Source organism: Fannyhessea vaginae DSM 15829, assembly GCF_000159235.2.
In the GTDB taxonomy this organism is placed as follows: domain Bacteria; phylum Actinomycetota; class Coriobacteriia; order Coriobacteriales; family Atopobiaceae; genus Fannyhessea; species Fannyhessea vaginae.
In genome coordinates this window covers 627474-648343 of record NZ_ACGK02000001.1, presented here as the reverse complement: position 1 = coordinate 648343, position 20870 = coordinate 627474, and the positions used below count along the sequence as shown (strand labels likewise).

13 protein-coding genes are annotated in these 20870 nt (G+C 42.7%); 1 reads left to right on the top strand and 12 read right to left on the bottom strand.

The features are described 5' to 3' along the window. Nucleotides 1-110 precede the first annotated feature (110 nt). The 7 genes from HMPREF0091_RS02830 to adhE form a co-directional block, all read right to left on the bottom strand. On the bottom strand, nt 111-1055 hold the full coding sequence (locus HMPREF0091_RS02830; RefSeq protein WP_010241958.1) for a type II secretion system F family protein: 945 nt from the start codon (nt 1053-1055) through the stop codon (nt 111-113). Continuing rightward, nucleotides 1028-2389: a CpaF family protein gene (locus HMPREF0091_RS02825; protein WP_006302748.1), complete on the bottom strand. Its 1362-nt coding sequence runs from the start codon at nt 2387-2389 to the stop codon at nt 1028-1030. The genes HMPREF0091_RS02830 and HMPREF0091_RS02825 overlap by 28 nt, the downstream gene beginning before the upstream one ends. After that, nucleotides 2390-4225, bottom strand: a complete 1836-nt coding sequence (locus HMPREF0091_RS02820) for an AAA family ATPase (protein WP_006302747.1) — start codon at nt 4223-4225, stop codon at nt 2390-2392. Nucleotides 4226-4368: 143 nt separating this feature from the next. Continuing rightward, nucleotides 4369-5187, bottom strand: a complete 819-nt coding sequence (locus HMPREF0091_RS02815; protein WP_010241955.1) for an SAF domain-containing protein — start codon at nt 5185-5187, stop codon at nt 4369-4371. A 513-nt stretch (nt 5188-5700) separates the two neighbouring features. Then, nucleotides 5701-6999: a ribosome small subunit-dependent GTPase A gene (gene rsgA, locus HMPREF0091_RS02810; RefSeq protein ID WP_010241954.1), complete on the bottom strand. Its 1299-nt coding sequence runs from the start codon at nt 6997-6999 to the stop codon at nt 5701-5703. Between the two features lie 27 nt (nt 7000-7026). Continuing rightward, the gene (locus tag HMPREF0091_RS02805; RefSeq protein WP_010241953.1) at nt 7027-9708 is read right to left on the bottom strand and encodes a cation-translocating P-type ATPase; all 2682 of its coding nucleotides are present in this window, start codon (nt 9706-9708) and stop codon (nt 7027-7029) included. Between the two features lie 357 nt (nt 9709-10065). Next, nucleotides 10066-12702: a bifunctional acetaldehyde-CoA/alcohol dehydrogenase gene (gene adhE / locus HMPREF0091_RS02800; RefSeq protein ID WP_035434572.1), complete on the bottom strand. Its 2637-nt coding sequence runs from the start codon at nt 12700-12702 to the stop codon at nt 10066-10068. Between the two features lie 619 nt (nt 12703-13321). Between adhE and HMPREF0091_RS02795 the strand changes: the two genes are divergently transcribed. After that, nucleotides 13322-14995, top strand: coding sequence for a putative manganese-dependent inorganic diphosphatase (locus HMPREF0091_RS02795; RefSeq protein WP_006302741.1), 1674 nt, complete (start codon nt 13322-13324; stop codon nt 14993-14995). A 215-nt stretch (nt 14996-15210) separates the two neighbouring features. Here the strand turns inward: HMPREF0091_RS02795 and pepT are convergent, their stop codons facing one another. From pepT to HMPREF0091_RS02770, 5 genes are all read right to left on the bottom strand, one after another. After that, nucleotides 15211-16461 carry a peptidase T gene (gene pepT / locus HMPREF0091_RS02790; RefSeq protein WP_006302740.1) on the bottom strand — a complete coding sequence of 417 codons (1251 nt, stop codon included), beginning with the start codon at nt 16459-16461 and terminating at the stop codon, nt 15211-15213. A gap of 101 nt (nt 16462-16562) precedes the next feature. After that, nucleotides 16563-17702, bottom strand: a complete 1140-nt coding sequence (locus HMPREF0091_RS02785; RefSeq protein WP_006302739.1) for an ABC transporter ATP-binding protein — start codon at nt 17700-17702, stop codon at nt 16563-16565. Continuing rightward, the gene (locus HMPREF0091_RS02780) at nt 17702-18934 is read right to left on the bottom strand and encodes an ABC transporter ATP-binding protein (protein WP_006302738.1); all 1233 of its coding nucleotides are present in this window, start codon (nt 18932-18934) and stop codon (nt 17702-17704) included. Before HMPREF0091_RS02780 ends, HMPREF0091_RS02785 begins: the two co-directional genes overlap by 1 nt. Before the next feature lie 9 nt (nt 18935-18943). Further along, complete coding sequence (locus HMPREF0091_RS02775) at nt 18944-19867, bottom strand: ABC transporter permease (protein ID WP_006302737.1); 924 nt, start codon at nt 19865-19867, stop codon at nt 18944-18946. Between the two features lies 1 nt (nt 19868). Then, nucleotides 19869-20801, bottom strand: coding sequence for an ABC transporter permease (locus HMPREF0091_RS02770; RefSeq protein WP_006302736.1), 933 nt, complete (start codon nt 20799-20801; stop codon nt 19869-19871). Nucleotides 20802-20870 lie beyond the last annotated feature (69 nt).

The window sequence follows — 20870 nt, the reverse complement described above, 5'->3', positions numbered from 1 at the left end:
AAGAAACCCTGCTCGCACGTGCGGTATCCATATAATGAGGTCGCGTTCTCAAAAAAATACTGCAGCCCAAAAATATCAAGAGTCCGCTTTGCATTATCGAAATTAAGCCATTAGATGTCATGGAATGCCCCTTTCAGAAGTGAGCGAATAATCATCAATGCAATAAAATCTAAAAAAGCTGCAATACCTAAAGAAATGAGACCAGCAGGCCGTGTAATCCCCTTTTGAAAATCTAAAGAGATACACGATAGAACAGATATAAGTACCAAAGGCAAACTTGAAACAACTCGTATGCTTAAACGTGCTTGTGCAGTTTTTACAGAGAGTAATTTTTTGAACTTTTCCTGCTGTTCTACAAGCTGCGCCGACTGCCTAAAAAGTGATTTCAACGGTGCACCTGTTCGCTGAGATATAAATAGTGCCGTAATCAAAAACTTCACACCGGGAGCTTGCAGTGTATGAGCCATATCATTAAGTACCTCTGATATTGAACTACCACAGCGCAACTTGAGAGAGGCCTTTTGAAAAGCTTTTCCTGCTTCTCCCGGTTGATGTTGTCCCACATATGCAATAGCTTGTGAAAATGTTTGTCCGGCTGCAAGTGCCATACCAAGCATTCTAAAAATATCAGGCATATCATGGCATAATGTGGTCTTTTGAAGCTGCTCAAGACGATGAGCAAACATGGGGCAAGCACATACGCAACATGCTGCACATAACAGCGGTGCCGCGAATGAACGTGAAAACAGCAATACCGAAATAAGCATTACAACAAACAAAATAAGTGTTACAGCGCATGCATCCTCTACACGGAGTGTATATCCAAGTTTTCGGGCACGAGCCTGCACATACAAAGCAATTGTTGTAAACGTTTTATACGACAAAAGAAAGCGTATAAGAGGAGTTCGAGCGATAAATTTACACAGCACATACGCAAGTTTTTGCATTTGTAAGTATACAAGTGTTTTAGAAGAAAGAGCCATGCTAGGAAGTACTACCATACAGCCGATAAAAACCAACAAGGCATTTAAGCAGCACAAACTTGCTGTTTCCATGCTTTAACCTCCTCTTTTTTAACCAGTTTTGCTAAAACAAGATGCGACAAAAAGCTAGGCTCTTTAACTAATGACCACTCGGCATGAACTTGATCAAAGGAAACGCATTCAGTAAGCCGAACATGACCTGATGGACCCTGAGAAACTTCAGAAAGCGAGGTAACAAAGCGTTTCCCTGATTCAATACGCACCGACATAACTAACAAATCAAGCGCAGAAGCAATCTGTTCCTCAATAATATTTGCAGGTAAATCCATTCCAAATCTCGCCATAAGAACCAAACGCAATATTGCTTCTTCTGCAGTACCTGCATGAAGTGTAGTAAGAGAGCCATCGTGACCAGTATTCATTGCCTGAAGCATATCGATTGTTTCGCTGCCTCTGCACTCCCCTACAACAATACGATCAGGCCTCATACGTAATGCATTTTTTACGAGGTCTCGAATAGTTATTTCACCCGTTCCTTCGATCGATGCGTCTTGTGCCTCAAGATGCACAACATCAGGATGAGAATCAAACTTTAATTCCGCAGAATCTTCTATTGTCACAATACGCTCTGATTTACTAATCTCACATGAAAGTGCATTTAAAAGTGTTGTTTTCCCCGATCCAGTTCCACCGGCTACAGCTATATCTTGTCGATATAAAACCGCCCATTTGAGAAGCTGTGCGTACCACGCAGGAAGAGATCCAAGGTTTACCAACTGATCCAGCGACGTAATTCTATTGGAAAATTTTCTAATCGTTACACTAGGCCCATTAAGGGCAACAGATTCAAAAACAGCATTTACACGATCTCCATTAGCCAGTCGTGCATTAACAATGGGGCTACTCCTATCAAGCCTTCGTCCCAAGGGAGACAAAATCCTATCAATAATCATCATGATTTGCTCAGAGCTCTCAAACATGGCAGACGCTTCATGCAAGCAACCATCTTTTTCGTAGAAAAGTGAGTCACAACCGTTAATCATAATTTCGGTTACACACGGATCATCAAGCAAGCTTTGAATTGGACCCAATCCACAAATGGTATCGCTTACTCCACGTATTAACTGTTCGTAGTCATGCTCTGGAACATCACTAAACATCTCAGTGTGCAAAAGGTCACGACATGCAACATCAATTTCCTCTTTAAGACGCGCGGTATCGTAAGACTGCATCATCGTTGCAATCGTTGAGAGGCCCAATCTATCCACCAATGCTTCTTGAAGACGCTTCCTTCGTTTTGCATGAAACGAGTCATAAAAATCTGATTTTGGCTTGCGAGGTGCATTTCCTCTATAGCTCGATTGCTCTTTAGGCTCTAAAGCACGTATACGTTCCAAAAGTGACATTTACATCGCCTCTTTATGGCGATTAAAAAATGCAAGATGTAATTTTCGACCCTTAATTGAATTTTTCGCAGAAGCTGGTGCATACGCCTCAGTTGAATTTGAAGGTTTTAATGCTAAATCGTGAATAAACTCCGTTAGCATAGCCTGAACTGATTTTACATAAGCATTATGTACTTGTATGAGTTCTCTCACATGTCCAGTTGCAAGAAGCTCATGTATATCCATACCTCCATCTACAATTTTATATGCTTGAGCACCCTCCAAACCTATTTCGCTACGTCCAAAATCTATGTCAAATCGACTATGAGGATTACTAAAATTGTCTATCCTACAAATCCTTGTACGCGGTACACCAAGCCTTACTGCTAAAGCAGCCGTTTTTGCAAGCGCAGAAATTGCATCGGGTAAATCATCGTGAACAATTGCAACACGTGTACTCGCTTGCACCACTTGCGCTACAGCATCGGTAAACGTGGTAGAAGTATCTGCAAAAACCAGATCAAAGTTGTGCGTTACATACCTTAAAATTGCACCAATATGAGGAGAAATTGTCTCAGCCATTTCAGGCTTTTCGCACGGACCCCATAAAAGACATGCATCATCTATAAGCGTGGCACTCTTTGCAATCAGGTCATCACACATAACATCATGCGATATACGACTTAAATCATAAGGTCGTTTAACGCCAAAACAAAATGCAAGATTTCCACCCGATAAATCAAAATCAAGAAGAGCAATCCTAAAACCCATATCCCGAGCTAATTCAGCGCATGTAGCAACTAAAGCTGTTTTACCCATACCTCCTCTCCCAGAAACAAAGCTAATAATAGGAGCAGCTCCAAGTTCATAAGATGTTGCGGTTTGTGTCTGTTGCAACGCAGACACAGGGGAAAACGCTATAGGCTCTGCAGCTGATGCAGGTACTGTTGTAGAGGAAGACGTTGTCGGTTTTGTCGTTGACACAGCTGTGGGCGCAGATGATGTCGGTGTTGGTATTGACGCTGGCGAAGTTGTAGAGGGAAACATTATTGATTCTGTATCTGATGTAGCTGTTTGCAAACTCGCAGACGATGTAGACACTGCAGGCTTCTGCGGCATTGGTACAAACGCACACATTTGATCTACCTGATTTACATAATGATCCTCATCATGTACATCATTCGCACAGCGCTCTTGTTGCACGCGATTTATGCCTTTACTTGGAGATAGATTTACATGCAGGGTATCTTTGAAAATATCATCGTCATCTATATCAAGCATATCTTGAGAATTATCTATCAATAAACGTTGATTATCAGTAGATAAACAGGCATCTGTTGCTGTAGTAAACGACTTACCTGTTGAAGAGGACATCTCGTGAGAGGCCTTTACGAGTGCTGAAAACTGTGAAAGTAACGTTTGTAAATTTTGATATACCTCATCAAAGGTAATCGTTTGAGAAGGAGTTACTTCTTCAGAATTCAAGATCCTGGACGAAGCTTGAGACACAGTATCTGATTGTGGCAAGGACACATGCTCATACGTGCTTATTTGTGTATTACTTTGCTCCTCAGCACAAACAGCGCTCCCAATATCCCAAACATCGTGAATCCCTGCTTGTAAGGCACGCGATCGCAAAGACCCCGAGATACAACGCCCCACCAGCACAACGCGAGCACAGCCATCCATAACAAGTGCTGCGGCTAGATTTACATCTGAAACGCCACTTGCCGTCAAACCAACCATAACCGCACACGAAGTTAAGTTTTGTATCCGCACATAATTGCGCAGCTGGAGTCCATCGTCAAAATAATGTGAGATCGTTGCATGCTCCATATGTTGAAGGGTCTGTACCATCAATAACCTATTTTGTGGAGCGCAACAAGCAATCCAGGTATAAGTCATAATCGCTCACCTCACAGAAAGATTTTTACAGCACGTGCACAATGTATTAATGTGTTGCACGTATTTCGCTTAAAACGGACCTTGCACAATTACAATTACGTATGTTTTGATTCATCTGTCACATGTGCTGATGAAGCTGTATCATTCTTTTTCAAACCGCTCTCAGAACTTTTTTGTGCATGATCTTTTTCTTTTGGGGAATCATCTCTACGAATCGCGCTTTTCGAAGAAATTTCTTTTGTATGTTCGCTCTCTACTTGTTGTGAATCGTCTTTAAGGTCTTGTACATCTACCGCAGGAATTACCAATCTTAAACTTTGAGTGGCTGCAGCCGATAGCACGCGCGTGACATCTGTGGGATATACCGCCAGCACCAATTGTGCAGGAATATTTTGCGCCGGTTGAGCTTCCTTTACGCATAGCGCAATCATATCTTTGGTAATAAGATGCGTAGTTTTGTTGGTAGTGTCGTATCCAAGGACCTGGGTGCGAGGAGTAATATGCAGTCCTATACCAAGTCTTTCATTCATAGGTAAACTAAGAGCAACTCTGCCATTAGGAATTACAAGTTCGTCATCCGATTCTGTAAAATGCATGGTTGAAAGGGGTACATTTTCGCCTACCGCAACTTTGACTTCCTTACCTATCACGTCATCGCTGTTTAAATACGCATCTTTTGGAGCCAAGTCCGAAACCCAGTCACGCACAACTATGTCCTCAGCTTTAATCGTGTCACCAATTTGCAAGGGATGAGCAGTAACAACAAGGCGTACTACATCTCCCCCGTATGAAGCAATCGCATCATCACGAGCTTTTTGTGCATCGCTACGCACAGATTGTGCATAAGAAAAACTGGCATACATAGCCAAAAGCGCACACAACACAGCGCACAACAAACGAAATTTTAACGACATCGTCCACCTCCTCGCACAAAATATTACGAGGACATACTCTCACAAAATATCGAACGATAACGCGAGAATACAAAAAGAAGCATGCACAAAACGTGCAGGTAGCATGCCTAATTTCTAGTAGAAATTGCACAAATATGCTAAGGAAAAGCCTTTATAAATAGCTTGAAGAAATCTATTTTAAAAGACGAGTTGGTTCCTTGGATGTTCTAAAACCTAAATAGAAATAGTAATAATGAACTATGCAGAAAAACGTAATAGGAGCGCAAAAAACAAAAATGATAATTATCAAAGTTGTCGGTTGTGAAGATAATGTGATGGATACCGTGTGATATTGTGGCGTAATACTGCGCTGCGATGGCGTGACGTTAGCTCTGTAATACTGCGCTGCGATGGCGTGAAGTTAGCTCTGTAATACTGCGATGCAAGGACGTGGTGTTTGCGCTGTAATACTGCGTTGCGACGGTCGTGATGGATGAGCTGCGAGGCAACAGCGCACAAAAATACAACCATGCCTTAAATATATCGATGCGAAATGTCCTTATCAAGCATATGAGCAGATGAATTCATTTCGTCTAAAAGCGCAACATATATATCAATAGATCCAGAAAAAACATGCTGCGAAGATTCAAGCGCACGAACAGCACATCCAGGCTCTTTTTTATGAGAACAATTTCTAAATTTACAATGTTCGACCGCCACGGTTAAAAGCGGAAACGTTTGAGCCAAACCTGCCTCATGCCCCATAAGCGGCAAAGTTCTTAATCCCGGACAATCAATAATACATCCAGCTGATGGAAGAGTAATCATTTGACGCGAAACAGTGGTGTGACGTCCACTATCGTCCTTTGAACGTGTAGAGCCAATGCGCTGAACGGGGCGTTTAAGAAGAAGATTAAGCAGACTAGATTTCCCAGCGCCCGACTCACCTAGAAGCATGGCGCAGGTTTTACTACCCACAAGCTGCAAAATCTCAGACGCACCCCAATGAATGCCATGCTCAACTGCAAACTCTTTATAAGACGCAGCGCTCTCCATAAAATGCAAATCCTGCGAAGAGACAACAATTTCAATCTGGGTGGCTAATAACGCGCTTAGGGTCATAAGCGCGTCTTTATATTGAGAAAGACCAACTCGATCAACTTTTGTGCAAACAACAGCACACGAACACCCACAGTCTTGTGCAATCACGGCCGTTCTCACAATACGCGCCAAATCCAAACCTGCGCGCATAAACGGTTGAACAAGCAAAACTATATCAACGTGAGCAGCTAAAACCTGCATTTGTGCACGGGAATCGCCTCTCCAACGACTTACCGTATGCACGCGAGGCAAAATTTTGTACATAATGCCCATTTCGTGATTACAAGGTATTCCCACGATAAGCCAGTCACCAACAACAACATTTTTTTCTGACTTCGACTTTGTCAACAGCGCAGAAAACTCACAGCGAATAGTAGCCGTTTTGGTACAAATAAGCGGAAATCCTCTATCAAGGCTTATACATTTACCCAAAAACAACGTATCTTCAGCAACATGATGCTTGCTGCAAAGAGTACGAATTTCGCACGCAGCTGCTTCGCAAATATCAGGCGATACATAAAAGTCGTTAAAGCTTGGAAAGAAAGCTGCAAGACCCGCGGTAGACGAAGGGCTCTCAACACTTATACCAGTATCAACATCAGCAAGGACGTCAGATGAAACGACTGATTTGACGCTTTGTGTTTCCTCATCATGTAATGCATGCGCTCCACACGCATCAACACAAGCCTTCTGATGAACCTTCTTGGCAACCTTATGCTTTAACGACTTCATACGCATCCAAATCTTAAAGCAAAAACGTTATGCACATACGCGCTGTCCGCGGCGTGCAAACCATTTTTCGATTTCAACAATTGGGATAATAAGCGCAGCTAAAATAAGGGCAGCTGCATATTCTTCCCAACCGATTTCGGCAAAGTTAAAAGCTTGCGCAAGTGGTGTTTCGATAACCAGATAGGTAAGCAACAATGCAAACACAAAGGCACCCCACAACCACATATTTTGCTTCTTAAGCGTAAAAATGGATTGATGCATACTACGCATATTAAGCGAATGAAACATCTCAACCATTGAAAGCGTTAAAAATGCCATGGTCATTCCATGAATACCTGCGCTTGGATTCTGAAGAACCTGAGATATATCCATCGTGCCAAATTCAAGATAATGACCAATAAAATAACTAATGAGTGTAAGAACAGAAATCGCAATACCTTGGAACATAATATCAACACCAACGCCACCTGCAAAAATGCCGTCTTTGGCACTACGAGGTTTGCGTTTCATGATACCTGGCTCGGCACCTTCGGTTGCCATTGCAAGGGCAGGCAGCGAATCGGTAATAAGGTTAATCCAAAGCAAGTGCGTTGGTTCCAAAATAGTAAAGCCAATAAATGAAGCAACAAAAACCGAAATAACTTCAGCAAGATTGGAAGAAAGTAAAAATTGAATACATTTGCGAATGTTATCGTAAATACGTCTTCCCTCTCGGCACGCATTAATGATGGTAGAAAAATTATCATCAGCAAGTACCATGTCAGCAACATTCTTAGTAACATCGGTACCCGTTATACCCATACCAATACCAATATCTGCGCGCTTGATAGAAGGTGCATCATTGACGCCATCGCCTGTCATTGCAACAACTTTTTGCTTATGCTTCCACGCACTTACAATACGAACCTTATGCTCGGGCTGAACACGAGCGTACACACCATATGATTCAATAGTTGCATCGAGCTCTTCGTCACTAAGAGCATCTAATTGAGCACCGGTAAGCGCTTCTTTGCGAGAAGAAATAATTCCTAATTGTTGAGCAATAGCGCACGCTGTGTCAATATGGTCTCCCGTAATCATAACAACACGTATACCAGCAGATTTTGCTTCGTCTATAGACGATTTAACCTCGGGACGAACAGGATCAATCATACCCGAAAGCCCTACAAAACACATGTCGTGCTCAAGATATGCACCATCAAACGACTCTGGACAGCTACTACCCCAATCACGGCGCGCAGACGCAATCACGCGAAGCGCTTTATTAGCAAGTTGTTTATTTTGTTCGATAACATATGCTTTTAATTCGTCAGTAAACGGCACAATGCCCGTTTCGGAAAGATACGTGGTACAGTGCGACAAAATAACATCAGGTGCGCCCTTAGTATGCTGCATATATGATCCGTTATTATTCACCACAACCGACATCATTTTACGGCTTGAATCAAAGGGAGCTTCACCAACACGTGGACGTGTTTGTTTAAGATATGACGTAGTGAATTCATTTTTTGCAGCGTCACTTACCAGCGCAGCTTCGGTAGGTTCACCTTGAGCTGTATTTGTTGCGTCATCCCACACGGCATCGCTTGCGAGCGCCATAGTGCGCAAATGTGCTGTTAAATTACCTGTTACACGCTCAACAACCGTCATCTTGTTTTGTGTAAGAGTTCCCGTTTTGTCGCTACAAATTACTTGTGTGCAACCAAGCGTTTCTACCGCAGAAAGCTGACGAATAATTGCATGCTTTTTACTCATCTTAGTTACGCCGATAGATAAAACAATGGTTACAACCGCAGCAAGACCTTCGGGGATAGCAGCTACTGCCAAAGAAACCGCAACCATAAATGTGTTCAATACAAGTTCAATATTAGATAAAAATTCAAACCCATGTTTAATAAGCGAAACAGCAAAAATAATCGCGCAAATTGCAACAACCCATACCGTTAACTTGTGCGAAAGCTCGGTTAACTTCTTTTGAAGAGGTGTTTGTTCGTCTTGAACACTGCTTAACGCATGAGCAATCTTGCCCATTTCTGTTTTCATACCAGTTGCTACAACACATCCGCGACCTCTACCGTAAACTACCGTTGAACCCATGTAGCACATGTTTTTACGATCGGCTAAAGGCACATCTTTTTCAGACGCTCCAAGATGTAACATATCAATGACTTTAGATACCGGGACCGACTCTCCTGTAAGCGCTGCTTCCTCAATTTTGAGTGAAGCACTTTCTAAAATACGACAGTCGGCACCAACTGCATCTCCTGCTTCAAAGACGATAATATCGCCAGGAACAAGCTGAGATGAAGGTACACTTTGGAGCGAACCGTCGCGCATAACTTTACTTTGTGCGGCAGTCATCTCTTGTAAAGCTGCAAGTGCTTCCTCGGCTTTAAGCTCTTGTACAACACCTAAGAACGAGTTAAGAATAACCACAAACATGATAATAACTACATCGGCATAATCACCTTCGCCGTTATAGATACCTACGATAAGCGAAATAACAGCCGCAATAATAAGCATGATAACCATGGGGTCTGCCATCTGCGCAAAAAATCGTTTCACGATAGAATCTTTTTGCGCTTCATCAAGCTTGTTGAGCCCGTATTCGTCCAACAACTTGGATGCTTGCGCCGAAGACAAACCATCTTTTTCGTGAGTATGAAGGCTACTTAAGACTTCATCTGCGGATTCAAGATATTCTTTCACAAAATCCTCCTGGGATAATTTTGTTTGATACATTGATTCCCGATTATAATTCCCCAGGAGCTGAGGCAAGGGCTCACCAACGTAACCAAAACTTCTGTACGTATGAGATTATCTTAGCGTATTTGACCTATTTCTCGAAAAAATTAACGGCTTACTTACAAATTTTGAACGCATTAAAATTTTGAACACTATAAACGCCCTATAAACGCACTATAAACGCACTATAAACGCACTATAAACGATGTTTCATACACGAATTGGCTCATCTTACCATAACAAAAAGCCCCGTAAACATAGGTTTACAGGGCTATCGAATGCGAGTAGCTTAAAAGCGCATAAAGAGCTTAATGCACGTGTTTACTCTTCGTACGACTTAGGCTCGCGACCATAATAAGCGTCCAAGTAGATATTCTTCATCTCGTTGATCAAAGGATAACGTGGGTTGCTTACCGTACATTGGTCGTTAAATGCCTGCTCAGACATTTCGTCAAGCGTGTCGAGGAAGTATTTCTCGTCTACATTGTATTCTGCAATAGTCTTCTTTACGCCAATGTGATCAAGAATTGATTGAACTTTGGCAATAAATTTCTCAAAGACTTCATCGTCGTTAGCGCCCGTGATACCACAATAACGAGCCATCTCGCAATAACGAGCTTTAGCGTGAGGATACTCATATTGAGGGAACGTACCCATACGCGTTGGTTTTTCGGCTGCGTTATAGCGCATAACACGCGTAAGCAAAACACCATTTGCCCAACCATGAGGAATGTGGTGGAAAGCACCAAGCTTATGAGCCATTGAGTGAACCATACCCAAGAATGCATTAGAGAATGCAAGACCTGCGATACAAGAAGCATTTGCCATCTTGTCACGAGCATATACATTGTTAGGCTCATCGTACGCAGTTTCAAGATTCTCAAAAATAAGCTTGAGACCCTTTAAGCTCATAGCTTGCGTATAGTCAGAAGCCATGGTTGAAACATATGACTCAAGGCAGTGCGTCATTGCATCGGCACCAGAAGCAGAGGTTAAGCCCTTAGGCTGAGTCATCATGTTGTCGGTATCAACAATTGCCATGTTAGGCATTAGTTGGTAATCGGCAATAGGCCATTTAACACCAGTGTCTTTATCGGTGATAATTGCATACGGAGAAACCTCAGAACCAGTACCAGAAGACGTTGGAATAGCAACAAAGTATGCTTTACGACCCATTGCAGGGAATTCGTATACACGTTTACGAATATCCATAAAGTCGGCTGACATGTGCTCAAACTTTTCTTCAGGATTCTCGTACATAAACCAGATGATCTTACCGCAGTCCATAGCAGAACCGCCACCGATGGAAAGAATAACATCAGGTTCAAAAGCACGGAGTTGAGCCAGACCTTCGCGTGCAGATTGAAGCGAAGGATCTGGTGCTACATTCCAGAAGCACGAGTGAACAATGCCAAGGCTGTCCAGCGTGTCTTCAATAGTTTTGGTAAAGCCACTCTTGTAAAGGAATTGGTCGGTGATAAGGAATGCACGCTTTTTGTGGAGCACGTACTTGAGCTCTTTAAGAGCTTCTGGCATGCAGCCCTTCTTGAAGTACACCTTATCAGGAGTTTTGAGCCAAAGCATGTTTTCGCGGCGCTCAGCCACAGATTTAATGTTAAGCAAGTTCATCACTCCTACGTTTCCACATACAGAGTTTCCACCCCAAGATCCGCAACCAAGTGTTAATGATGGTGTAAGCATAAAGTTGTAGATGTCACCAATACCACCTTGTGCAGCAGGAGTATTAATAAGAATACGGCAGGTCTTCATAGCTTGCTCGTATTTTGCCATTTTCTCTTTTTCATTAGTGTTAATGAACAAAGATGCGGTATGACCATAGCCACCTTCGGCGATCAAACGCTCGCCCATTTTAATAGCGGTGTCAAAGTCTTTTGCACGATACATTCCCAAAACTGGTGAAAGCTTCTCGTGTGACCAAGGCTCCTCAGGCTCAACCGAGGTAACCTCTGCCATAAGAATCTTAGTTGAAGCGGGAACTTTAACCCCTGCCATCTCGGCAATAACAGGTGCAGGCTTACCAACAATCTTAGGATTGATGTTTCCGTTAACAATAACGGTATTTCCTACCTTTTTAATGTCGTCGCCCTCAAGGAAGAAGCAGCCACGACGAGCAAACTCTGCCTTTGCTTGATCGTAAACCTTATCGCAGACGATAACGTTATTCTCGGAAGCACAAATCATACCGTAGTCAAAGACTTTGGAGTGAATAATTGAGTTAACCGACATTAAAATGTCAGCAGTTTCATCAATAATTGCAGGATTGTTACCAGGTCCTACACCAAGAGCTGGTTTTCCTGAGCTATATGCAGCAGCAACCATGCCTGGACCACCTGTTGCCAAAATGGTATCGGCTTCGTGCATAAGGGTATTAGTAAGCTCGATAGAAGGCTTATCAACCCAGCAAATGATGTCGCGTGGAAGTCCTGCTTTTTCTGCAGCGTCACGCACAATACGAGCAGCTTGAATGGTTGATGCTTTTGCGCGTGGGTGAGGAGAAATCAAAATAGCATTACGAGTTTTTAAGCACAACAGTGACTTAAAAATAGCGGTAGAAGTTGGGTTTGTTGTTGGAATAACAGCAGCTACAATACCAATGGGCTCGGCAATCTTTTTTAAGCCGTAGGCTTTATCCTCAAAAATGGTACCGCAAGTCTTGGTGTGACGATATGCGTTATAAATATATTCAGCTGCAAAGTGATTCTTTATAACCTTATCTTCAACAAGACCCATGCCCGTTTCTTTTACCGCAGCTTGCGCCAAAGGAATACGAGCCTCATTTGCTGCCATAGCGGCCTCAAAGAAAATCTTGTCAACTTGTTCTTGCGTAAATGTTGCAAAAACTTTTTGAGCTTTACGCATCTTCTTCAGCTGAGCCTCAAGAGACTCTACACTGTCGATTAACGTATCACAATCGTTTGATGATGCGGTTTTTTGCATCTCGTCGGATTGTTTTGGATCACACACCGGCGTGTCATGTTTAGTCATAACCCCTCCATAACGTAGTCCATATAAACTCGGCGGATAAGCAACGAGTTTATCCAAAATGTTTTCATTTACATAAAAACTATTCCGACTTATATATTTGCAGATTAGTGGGTATAAAAGTGCGACAATTTCATTTTTTGTGGCAATTATGAGTATTTCTTATAGGATGACTATCCTTTACTGGTCATATACCACTCAATTTTGAACTCGCAACGCGTGAGACGTAATGAGTTGTACACTCATACATACACAGCATTATGAAGATTAGATGAAGAAGCCTTGAGACAGATACCCATATCCACAAAAACCATATGAATATATAGACTTGTAACCATACCCACGCCTCTGTACACACATGTCTATGCATCAAAGGCGCTATAAGTTCTCTCATTAAAACTAAAACCACATAACCTAGAGAGTTTGTGCAAAGCTTATATAAGTGTAGGTTTTACATGAGCTAACAGGTACTATGTTTACATATGAAAATACAGTTATGTATGAATCACAAACCATAAATAGCTGCATTTTAACCATACATAAGCATATGTAGTTACCCATAAAGGAGTTATTTATGACAGAAGCTATACGTAAAGTAAATGTTATCGGTCACCTTCATCCTGATACTGACAGCATTTGTTCTGCAATGGCATATGCATATCTTAAAAATCAAACCGGCACCACGCAGTATGAAGCGCGGCGTGCAGGTACGGTAAGCCGCGAAACAGCATTTGCGCTCAAGCATTTTGGTTTTGATGAGCCAGCACTTATTACCTCTGTTGCTCCTCAAATTAAAGATACCGATATTTCAAAACTTCCGGCTATTAGCTCTTCTACCAGTTTGTTTGCTGCATGGAGACTTATGAAAGAAATTGGAGCTGGAACACTTTGTGTTATTGACGAAAAAAATATGCTGCAAGGTCTTATTGCCATTAAAGACATTGCGAATGCAAATATGGACATTTTAGACGATGAGGGCTTAACAAAAGCTGCCACTCCTGTTACCAACATTTTAACAACGCTTAATGCAAAGCTTCTTTGTGGTGACGAAAACGCAAGCTTAACCCAAGGTCATGTACGCGTTGGTACTTCTCCAGAAATGATGGACGGTATTATTGACGCCTGCGATGTTGTTTTAACAACCAATCGATACGAAACGCAAAACTTTGCAGTAAGTGCAGGTGCTTCGTGCATTGTTATTTGCAACGGAGCATCACCGAGCGATGTTGTACTTCAAAGTGCAAAAGAGCGTGGTTGCATCGTTATTACCACTTCTTATAATACCTATGCTGCCGCACGTCTTATTTCCATGGCGGTTCCTGTGCGTGCATGCATGCTTTCTGCCGAAAAGATCATTCGTTTCTCGGTAAACACCACCGTAGACGATGCTAAAAAGACTATTTCTCAAACAGGTCATCGTTTCTTCCCTGTTTTAGACGAGGACGGCTCATATGTAGGCGTTGTTGGTTCGGCTAACATGCTTAAAATCAAAAAGAAACACGTTATTTTGGTTGACCACAACGAGCGTTCACAAGCGGTTGATGGCCTTGAACAAGCCGAAATTATGGAGATCATCGACCACCACCGCATTGGCTCTATTGAGACTTCAAGCCCAGCACTATTTCGTAACATGCCCGTTGGTTGTACCTCAACTATTATTTATGGCATGTATAAAGAAGCAGGCGTTGAGATTCCTAAGAACATTGCAGGTCTTATGTTATCTGCTATTATGTCCGATACCCTTGCATTTAGATCGCCTACCTGCACGCATCTTGATGTTGACGCTGGTAAAGCATTGGCAGCTATTTGTGGTGAAGATATTCCAACCTACTCTGACGCAATGTTTGATGCAGGAGCCGATTTAACAGGCCGCACTGCAGAAGATGTCTTTAACGGTGACTTTAAGGTATTTTCACGCGGCAAAGCTCACTTTGGTGTTGGACAAGCAAGCTTTATGACCGAAAGTTCACGCAAAGCTGCAGAAGCATTGGTTGGTCCCTATCTTAAAACTGGTGCTGAGTCCTACGAACTTCCTATGGTCTTTTATATGTTTACCGACGTTAAAAGTAAAACAACCGAGATGATGTTCTGGGGCGAAGACGCCAGCGAAATTGCAACCATCGTTGAACAAGCTTTTGGCGTAAAACCTGTTGATGGCATGGCTGTTCTTAAAGGTGTTGTAAGCCGCAAGAAACAAATCATTCCACCGTTAATGTCACTTTTGCAAGATAGTGAGCACGAAAACTAATACAGGGGCGCTGGTAAAAACGCACTGGTAAAGGCACACTTTTTATCAGCAAAATTTCCTATATGTATAAACTAAACACCCTCTTTCACATGAAAGAGGGTGTTTTCATACACAAAGATTTTTCTTTTCTGAAAGCTCTTATACGCGCGTCTTACACGAGCGCCCTAAATACGCACGCATACATACGGCGCCTAAAGCCTCTCAAAACCGCACTTTTATGCACAAGGCTGAGCATACAGCCCAATAAGAGCCTCAAGCATATCGACCATTTTTTCGAGCTCGGGTACGGGAACAAACTCACGAACTCCATGCGCATTATAATAACATGCAGATAAATTAGGAGCAGCAAATCCTCTAAACGAAAGTTGTGCACCATCGGTACCGCCACGCATGGGAACAAATTTCATGGGAACGCCTACTTTTTCGTAAGCCTTGCGCGCATTTTCGATAAGGTGCTTATTCTCAGGTTTAGTAACCACATCAGCCAAATTAAAATACTGATCTTTTATTTCAACGCTTAAGACAGAAGAACCATATTGACGATTAACAAATTGCGCAGCATCCAAGCACGTTTGTTTGCGTTTATCCATAATTTCTTTTGAATGATCGCGTAAAATGTAGCCTGCTTCACCCTCTTCGCAACTGCTTTTAATATAGCTCAAATAATAAAAACCATCGTAGCCTTCGGTGTATTCAGGACGCTCTTGCGCAGGAATAAGCTGATGAAATTTCATAAGCGCCTCTGACGCATTGATGAGCGTACCTTTAGCCGTACCAGTATGAACAGATAAACCTTTTGCCTTTACGATGACCTCACTTGCGTTAAACGTTTCATAGCAAAACTCACCTAAAGGTCCTCCGTCAATGGTATATCCAAACGTTGCGCCAAACTTCTTAAGATCTAAAAGCGCAGCTCCGTGACCTATTTCTTCGTCAGGAACAAATGAAAGCGCAAGGCGTGGATGAGGAATTTCGGGATGTTCTTTAAGACGAGCAAGTAGAGAAACGATCATGGCATCTGCTGCTTTATCATCACCACCCAAAAGCGATGTACCGTCCGCCGTGACTAAATCCCACCCAACCATATGCTCAAGCTGAGGATTAGTTTCGGGAGACACATACACTTCACGGCCATGACGATCATAACCAATGGTAAGTTTTCCGCCTTCGTAATGCTTAATTTGCGGATGAACGGGAGAGCCATATGATTGCCACGCCGTATCAACGTGAGTACAAAAGCCCAGTGTTGGCAAATCTTCGCAGCCTTTGGACGCAGGCCAAAATGCTGTTACATATGCATGTTCATCAAGCTCAACGTTTTCGGCACCAAGCTCTTTAAGTTCTGCGGCAATAACGCGCGATACGTCAAACTGACTTCTGGTTGAGGGAACCTCTTGTGCATTAAAAGGATCCGATTGCGACGGAATGGCACAATATCTCATAAAACGCTCAACTACATCACTCATCTGTTGTACTCCTTTACGTACTAGGTAGCTTCCTTAAACTGACACAATTTTTGGCATGTCTTATTTTGCATACGCGCTTAGCACGCATAAACACAGCTGTCTTAACTTGCGCACAGTTTTTGATGTGCTTGTTCCAAACTTTTTGCAAAACGCTGCTGTACCACATGACATGCACATACATGTCCGGGCTCAATTTCCACCAAATCGGGCTCCTTTTGCGCACAAACACTTTGCGCAAGCGGACAACGTGTATGAAACACACATCCAGAAGGCGGATTCACCGGACTTGGAACATCGCCTTGTAAAATTCGCTTATCTTGGATTCTCTCATGTGCAATGCGCGGAATAACATCCAATAATGCCTGCGTGTACGGATGCAAAGGTCGCGAAAACAAGTCATTCTTAGAGCCGCGCTCCATAGTGTGACCCAAATACATAACCATAACCGTATCGCTAATATGTTTTACAACAGACAAATCATGGCTGATGAAAATATAGGCAAGGCCAAGCTTTTTTTGCAATTCTTTAAGCAGGTTAATCACTTTTGCCTGAACAGATACGTCTAATGCCGATACAGGTTCATCGCAGATAATGAGCTTAGGCAACAAAATAATTGCACGCGCAATACCAATACGCTGGCGCTGACCGCCCGAAAACTCATGCGGATAACGGTTTTTATACGAAAGATCAAGCCCTACATGCTCCATCACGTCTTCTATCATACGCTCACGCTCTTCGCGAGATGCATAGCTGTGCGCAATATCTATCGGCTCGGCAATAATATCAGCAACGGTCATACGAGGATTAAGTGAGCTGTATGGATCCTGAAAAATCAATTTCATGGATTTTCGAGCTTCGATAAGAGCATTCCCTTTAAGCGCTGTAAAATCGCAGCCGTTAAGCTCTACCGTTCCAGAAGTTGGATCACTTAAACGCAAAATGCACTTTCCTGTAGTTGATTTACCGCAACCGCTTTCACCTACAATTGCAAATGTCTCGCCTTTATGAACGTCAAACGACACATGCTCAAGCGCGTGAACATAACTTTTTTTACGCGAGAAAACCGAGGTTTTAACTGGATATCTTTTAGTAAGATTGCGAACCTTTAAAATAGGAGTTTTATCATGTGTTTGATGATAGTCAAGGTTTTCTGCAGACGAAGACTCTGGTGTACAAGTAGCTGACAAAGACACATCCGTACTTTGACTTTGAGTATTATCGTGATGAATATGAGTGGTCATTATGCCTCACCCCATTCTTTTGAAAATTTCCAGCAAGCAACTTCGTGAGTCGTTTCGCTTTGTACGCTCTCATGAATTGTTTCGCTTTGCGTACCTTCGTGAGTTGTTTCGCTGCAGGTATCGGACGCTTTTATTGCGGGTTCGTTCGCGTCGCAAGAAACAGGCGCATTAGATGCTTTAGCGTCTGTCCGCACCATGTGCGGACGTTTTGTACGGCAAATGTCTTTTGCAAACGGACATCTTGGATGAAATGGGCAACCTTTTGGCATATCAGAAAGCATAGGAACACTTCCTTCAATAGCAAAGAGGGTATCAACAGAGGTATCAAGAGACGGAATGGAATTTATAAGTCCTGAGGTATACGGGTGCAAAGGATTGGTAAATAACTCGTACGCGCGCGTATATTCAACCTGATGACCTGCATACATAACCAAAACCCAATCAGCCATTTCGGACACAACACCCATGTCGTGCGTAATAAGCATAATGGCAGTGTTAAGCTTAGTTTTCATATCATCAAGTAACTGTAAAATTTGTGCCTGAATTGTTACGTCCAAAGCCGTTGTTGGTTCATCGCAAATCAAAAGCTCAGGCTCACAAGCAAGTGCTTGTGCAATCATCACGCGCTGACGCATACCACCAGACAACTCGTGCGGATAACTCTTAAACACTTTTTGAGGAGCAGGAATTCCCACGAGCTCTAACATGTGCAACGCGCGAAGATCCGCTTCTTTTTTACTAAGATTGCGATTATGCGCAAGAAGTGCTTCGCGAATTTGTTTTCCAGCACTCATAACGGGATTGAGCGAGGTCATGGGCTCTTGAAAAATCATGCTCATTCTTTTTCCGCGATACTGCATAAGCTCTTTATGGGATAAGTGCGTAATATCCTGCCCGTTAAAAGTAATAGAGCCGTGTGTAACGTGCGCTATGGGACGAGGCAAAAGCGACATAATCGAAAGCGCCGTCATCGATTTACCGCAACCGCTCTCCCCTACAACCGCCAAAGTTTCACCACGACGCATTGCAAAACTTACGTGGTTAAGAGCTAACAGGCTTCCCTGTTCAAGTTCGAGCGAAACATCAATGTCTTGTACTTGCAAAAGATTTTGCGCATCGCACGAGGAGTCTGATTTCTGAGCAGCTTCCAAAGCAACATCTGATGTTTGAACAAGTTCTTTATCAGCACAAAATGTAGTTTCGTTATGAGGGTTTTTGAGTTCACGTTTCATACTGACCTCTTATCGATTAAGTTTTGGATCAAGCGCATCACGCAGAGCGTCACCTAACAGATTGAAAGCCATAACGGTGATGATAATTGCGCACCCTGGAATAACGCTGTAATACGTATTGGATTGAATATAGGGTTGAGAAGAGGCAATCATTTGACCCCAGCTTGCCATAGGAGGCTGTACACCCAAGCCCAAAAATGAAAGCGTAGCTTCGGATAAAATAGCATTGGGAATACCCAGCGTAGAAACAACGATCAAGGTAGAAACACAGTTTGGTAAGAGGTGTTTCATAATAATGCGCCAACTTTTTCCGCCACTTAAAATGCATGATTGAATATATTCAGAATTTTTAAGACGCATTACATCACCTCTAATAAGGCGCGCGGTTGATGTCCACATCAGCAGACCTAACGCAATATAGAGGTTAATAAGGCCTGGTCCCATAACAAACATAATAAGAATTGCAAACAGCAAAAACGGAAACGAAGAAAAAACCTGTATAACAAACGAAATAGCAGCATCGATTTTTCCACCAAAATAGCCTGCGCATACACCGGCAAAAAAGCCAAGCGCAAGGGCAATAATCTGAGAAATAATACCTACCGAAAGCGAAATGCGACATCCAAAAACAATGCGTGCAAAAATGTCGCGACCAAACTCGTCGGTACCAAAGATGTGTGTTGCATTGGGCTTTTGCAATGCGCTTGGCAAGGATTGAGCATTGGGATCATATGCCGATAACAGCGGCGCACAGATAGCAATCACACACAGCACACAGATAACAGCCAAACAAAACAGTCCCAATTTGTTGCGCGTAAAACGTTTCCAGCTCATAGACCAATATCCGCTGTGAGAGGAGGCTTTTTGTATACGCTTTGTTTGTTGCTCAAGATTAGGCTTCTTAAAGCCTTTGATGCACGTAGATAGCTTCATACTAATTTGCCTCCTTACCCAAACGAATGCGCGGATCAACAAGTGCATACAACACGTCGACAATCAGGTACACCACAACGCAAATTAACGCGATATACATAACAGAGCCTTGAATAAGCGGTAAGTCACGCGCATTGATAGCATCTAGGAGCAACTTGCCCATACCCGGCATGGCAAAAACTGTTTCGATAATAAGCGATCCAGTAAGAATATCGCCCAATTGCGCGCCTGCAATGGTAATAATAGGAATAACTGCATTTCGAAGGCCATGAAGTAAAATGATACGTACGCGTGCAAGACCTTTGGCCTCGGCAGTACGCATAAAATCTTGGTTAAGCACTTCTAACATAGAGGTACGCGTAACGCGCGAAATACTTGCAGCGTACCGAGTTGAAAGCGCAATACAAGGAAGTACAAAACTCGCAACCGTTTTAATTCCCGAAAGCGGAAACCATTTAAGATGAAGCGCAAAAATAATCTGAACAATAATAGCAACCCAAAAAGAAGGAGCCGAAATACCAAAAATTGAAAACGACATCAACGCTCGGTCAAGTGCTTTTCCATGAAAAACTGCTGCAAGCGTGCCCACACTTACGCCTACCACAAGAGCAAGGATATAGGCGGAACCCGAAAGTTTAAGCGTAACCGTAAAAGCTTTTGCAAGCAAAGCGATAACGGGCTTATGCTGGGCATACGATACGCCAAAATCTCCTCGTATCATATGCGTAAACCACGTAGTATATTGCTCAACAACTGGCCTATCTAAGCCCATGGTGTGGCGAACCTGATTAACGGTAGCCTCATCTGCCATATCGCCCATCATAATACGAACGGGATCTCCGGGTACAATATTCAAAACAAAAAATGTAATAAGCGATATACATAAGACAACTGCTATGGCTTGTAAAATACGCTTAACGATATAATATTTCACGCCATTTCCCCCTCTCCTCTTGGAAATGTATATACTTTACTATACGGTACTTAAATAATTACTCAAAAT